This is a genomic window from Sandaracinobacteroides sp. (assembly GCF_057137845.1).
The window spans coordinates 1-4,184 of the sequence record NZ_DBNHFX010000164.1; the positions used below are offsets into that span (position 1 = coordinate 1).

The 4,184-nt window shown below is 63.5% G+C and carries 4 protein-coding genes; 2 read left to right on the forward strand and 2 right to left on the reverse strand.

Translation table 11 applies throughout. The features are described from left to right. Positions 1-912: alpha/beta hydrolase (locus AC16JP_RS09240; protein ID WP_484340323.1), on the forward strand; the 912-nt coding region annotated here is incomplete at its 5' end. Between the two features lie 11 nt (positions 913-923). Here AC16JP_RS09240 and uvrB read toward each other — a convergent pair. Then, positions 924-3,098 (reverse strand): excinuclease ABC subunit UvrB, encoded by a 2,175-nt coding sequence (uvrB, locus tag AC16JP_RS09245; protein ID WP_484340324.1) that lies wholly within the window; start codon positions 3,096-3,098, stop codon positions 924-926. A 79-nt stretch (positions 3,099-3,177) separates the two neighbouring features. Between uvrB and AC16JP_RS09250 the strand changes: the two genes are divergently transcribed. Continuing rightward, entirely contained in the window at positions 3,178-3,720 is a 543-nt protein-coding gene (locus AC16JP_RS09250; protein ID WP_484340325.1) for a sterol desaturase family protein, read from the forward strand. A 9-nt stretch (positions 3,721-3,729) separates the two neighbouring features. Here AC16JP_RS09250 and AC16JP_RS09255 read toward each other — a convergent pair. Beyond that, positions 3,730-4,184: phytoene/squalene synthase family protein (locus AC16JP_RS09255; RefSeq protein ID WP_484340326.1), on the reverse strand; the 455-nt coding region annotated here is incomplete at its 5' end.

The window sequence follows — 4,184 nt, forward strand, 5'->3', positions numbered from 1 at the left end:
CGCCCCTATCCCCTGACGAACACCGAAGTTGTCCGCATTCCGGCAAAGGCACTGGGGCGCGACTATGATTATGTCGTCACGCTGCCGTTCGGATATGCCGCCAACCCGGATCGCAAATACCCGGTGCTGATGTACACCGACGTGCCGCAGAGCATCAATCTGATCACCGGCATGCACCGCCGCCTGCGCGCGGGCGGGCGCGGGCTTGAGGACGCGATCATCGTGGGGCTGGGATATGCCGTTGGCGATACCGGCGAATACAGCCGCCGCCGCGACTATACGCCAACACCGCACGGCGACATCGACGCCGCATCCGACATGCCGGGGCGGCCCGTCGCGTATGGCGGCGCCGAGGAATACCGCCAGCACCTGAAGGCCGAGGTGTTTCCGGAACTGGAACGCCGCTATCGCATCGACCCGACACGCCGGATCTATCTTGGCCACAGCTATGGCGGCCTGCTGGGCACGCATGTGCTGCTGACGGATCCAGCAATGTTCGCCAGATATGTGCTGATCAGTCCGTCGCTCTGGTATGATCGGCGGCTGATGATCGCGCGCGAACGCGGTTATGCAACGCGCCATCACGACATGCAGGCCGAAGTCTATTTCATGATCGGCGGCGAAGAAACCGTTCCAGACCCCGATACCGAACCGCACGCAGCAAGCCGGATGGCGATGGTCGAGGACATGGCCGAAATGACGGCCAACCTTGCCGCGCGGCGCTATCCGGGGCTGGTCGTCCGCCAGAAGGTCTTCGCCGGCGAGGACCATGGTTCGGTCTATGTGCCCGCCGTGCGCGAGGGGCTGCAATGGGCGCTGCCGGGCACGGGGAAATCAGCACATGTTCCCTGCCCGGAAGCTGACGGCAAGCGCATCGCGGACTGCCGCGCCCCCTGGACCCCGCGCGACTAGGACGCACGGCGTCAGCGCCGCTTGGCGCGAACCTTGCCCCAGCGGTTGGTTCTGGTTCCGGGCCGTCCGGCATCGGCGCGGCCCCGCACATGCCCCGGCGCCGCAGACGCTATGCCCAGTTCGTCGGCTTCGAGGCGGCGGATTTCGTCGCGCAGGCGCGCTGCCTCTTCGAACTCGAGGTCGGCTGCCGCAGTCTGCATCTTCTTTTCCAGATCGGCGATATAGGTTTTCAGGTTGTGGCCGACGAGGTGCGGCGTTCCGGCGTCGATCTCGACCGTCAGATGATCCTGCGACGCGACGTGCGCGACGATGTCGGCGATCGATTTTTTCACGGTCGCAGGCGTGATGCCGTGCGTTTCGTTCCACTCCATCTGCTTTGCCCGGCGGCGCGCGGTTTCCGAAATCGCACGTTCCATGCTGCCGGTGCGCTTGTCTGCATAGAGGATCACCCGCCCCTCGACGTTGCGGGCGGCGCGCCCGATCGTCTGCACCAGCGAGGTTTCGGATCGCAGGAACCCCTCTTTGTCGGCGTCGAGGATGCAGACCAGTCCGCACTCGGGGATATCCAGCCCCTCGCGCAGCAGGTTGATGCCTACCAGCACATCATAGACGCCCATGCGAAGGTCGCGGATCAGTTCGATGCGTTCCAGCGTTTCCACGTCCGAGTGCATGTAGCGCACCCTGAGGCCTGCCTCGTGCAGATATTCGGTCAGATCCTCGGCCATCTTCTTCGTCAGCGTCGTGACCAGGGTGCGATAGCCTTTGGCGGCCGTTTCCTTCGCTTCGGCGATCAGGTCGTCCACCTGATCCTCGACCGGGCGGATGATGACCGGCGGGTCGATCAGGCCGGTGGGGCGGATCACCTGCTCGACGAACACACCGCCGGTTTGCTCCATCTCCCAGTTACCGGGCGTCGCCGACACGCTGATCGTCTGCGGGCGCATGACGTCCCACTCCTCGAACTTCAGCGGCCGGTTGTCGATGCAGCTTGGCAGACGAAACCCATATTCCGCCAGCGTCACCTTGCGCGCCCTGTCGCCACGCGCCATGCCGCCCACCTGCGGGATGGTGACGTGGCTTTCATCCACGAAAAGCAATGCGTTTTCCGGCAGATACTCGAACAGTGTGGGCGGCGGCTCTCCCGGCAGGCGGCCGGTGAGGAAGCGGCTGTAATTCTCGATACCGGCGCAACTGCCGGTTGCGGCGATCATTTCCAGATCGAAGTTGGTCCGCTGTTCCAGCCGTTGATGTTCCAGCAGCCGCCCTTCGGCCTGAAGCTCCTTCAGCCGGGCGGCCAGTTCGGTGCGGATCGCTTCTGTCGCCTGCTTCAGCGTCGGGCCGGGCGTTACATAGTGGCTGTTGGCGTAAACCTTCACCGATTCCAGATTGGCGATGCGGCTTCCGGTCAGCGGGTCAAACTCGGTGATGGCTTCGATCTCGTCTCCGAAGAAGCCGATCCGCCATGCCATGTCTTCATAGTGCGACGGGAAAATTTCCAGCGTGTCGCCCTTCATGCGAAAGCTGCCGCGCACGAAGTTCGTCTCGTTGCGGCGATACTGCAACGCCACAAGTTTGCGCAGTATCTCGCGCGGATCGACGGTCATGCCCTTGGCAAGGCTGAAGGTCATGGCCGAATATGTCTCGACCGAACCGATACCATAGAGGCACGACACCGACGCAACGATCAGCACATCGTCGCGTTCGAGAAGTGCCCGCGTTGCGGCGTGGCGCATCCGGTCGATCGCCTCGTTCACCGAGCTTTCCTTCTCGATGTAGGTGTCGGTGCGCGGCACATAGGCCTCTGGTTGGTAGTAATCATAGTAGCTGACGAAATATTCGACGGCGTTATCCGGGAAAAAACTCTTGAACTCTCCGTATAGTTGCGCCGCCAGAATCTTGTTTGGCGCCAGCACCAGTGCCGGGCGCTGCAACTGTTCTACAACCTTTGCCATCGTGAATGTCTTGCCCGATCCGGTGACGCCCAGCAGCACCTGATCGCGGGCGCCGGTATTGGCCTGCGCCACCAACTCGGCGATAGCGGCAGGCTGGTCACCGGCCGGCTGATATTCGCTTTGCAGCACGAACCGCCTGCCGCCTTCGGCCTTTTCCGGCCGCGCCGGGCGGTTGGGCACGAAGTCCGGCGCCAGCGGAATATCCGCAAGATCGGTGCGAATCGTGATCGACATCTGGCCCAAGGCTAGCCGTTCGCCGTTCGTTCCGCCAGTGCCCCTCCCATTGGTCGCCACTATGGACTAGGAAGCACGCATGCCGTTCGACATCCCATGGTATCTGGGCGTGCCGCTGTTCGTCGCCACCGTGGCAGCGATGGAGGTGATCGCGATTGTTGGCCATCGCCATGTCATGCACGGCTTCGGCTGGTTCCTGCACCGATCCCACCACGAAAAGGCGCGCGGTTTCTTCGAGTGGAACGATCTTTACGGTCTGTTGGGCGCAGCCGTTGCCATCACCCTGTTCTGGCTGGGCGTGAACCGGGGCTGGGGCAGTTTCTATGTGTGGCTTGCAGGCGGCATCACTGCCTATGGCGCGATCTACTTCGGTTTCCACGACATCATCGTCCATCGGCGCATCGAAACCGGATATGTCCCGCGCTCGCGCTATATGAAACGCATCGTGCAGGCGCACCGGCTGCACCATGTCGTCGAAAGCCGCGACGGCACGGTTTCCTTCGGCTTCATCTGGGCGCCGCCGATCGAGAAGCTGAAACATGAACTGGCTGAAAACGCCCGCAACGGCAGGGCAATTGTCCGGCAGAATCCCGTAGGCAGAAACATGCAAGGCCCGGCCTGAGCGCCACCGTCAGTCGATCAGGCGCGGCGTCCACAGCCCCGTGCGGTCGGCGGGTGTTGAAACCCTGACATAGCGTTTCCAGATGGCGTCGGGCGCGGCCAGCGCAACCGCGATCAGCTTGTCCCGACGGCGAGTGCGGGTGCGCCGCTCCAGTGCGTCGGGGCCTTGCCCGCGCACCTTGCGGCCGATGTCGCCATAGATGTGCGCAGCGGAAAGCACCGCCCATGCCTGCCGGTTACGAAGCGATGGGATGCCATGCGCGGCCGAGGCTTCATAGCGTTCGGCCAGATCGACGAGCCGGCTGACGACGCGGTGCAGCCGGTCGCGGCATTCCGGACGGGCGCAGTCGGCGGGAAGCAGCCCCTGTTCGGCCAGCCAGTCCGCCGGAAGATAGCAGCGCCCGCGCGCCGCATCTTCGGCCACGTCGCGGGCGATGTTGTTCAACTGGAACGAAAGGCCAAGGT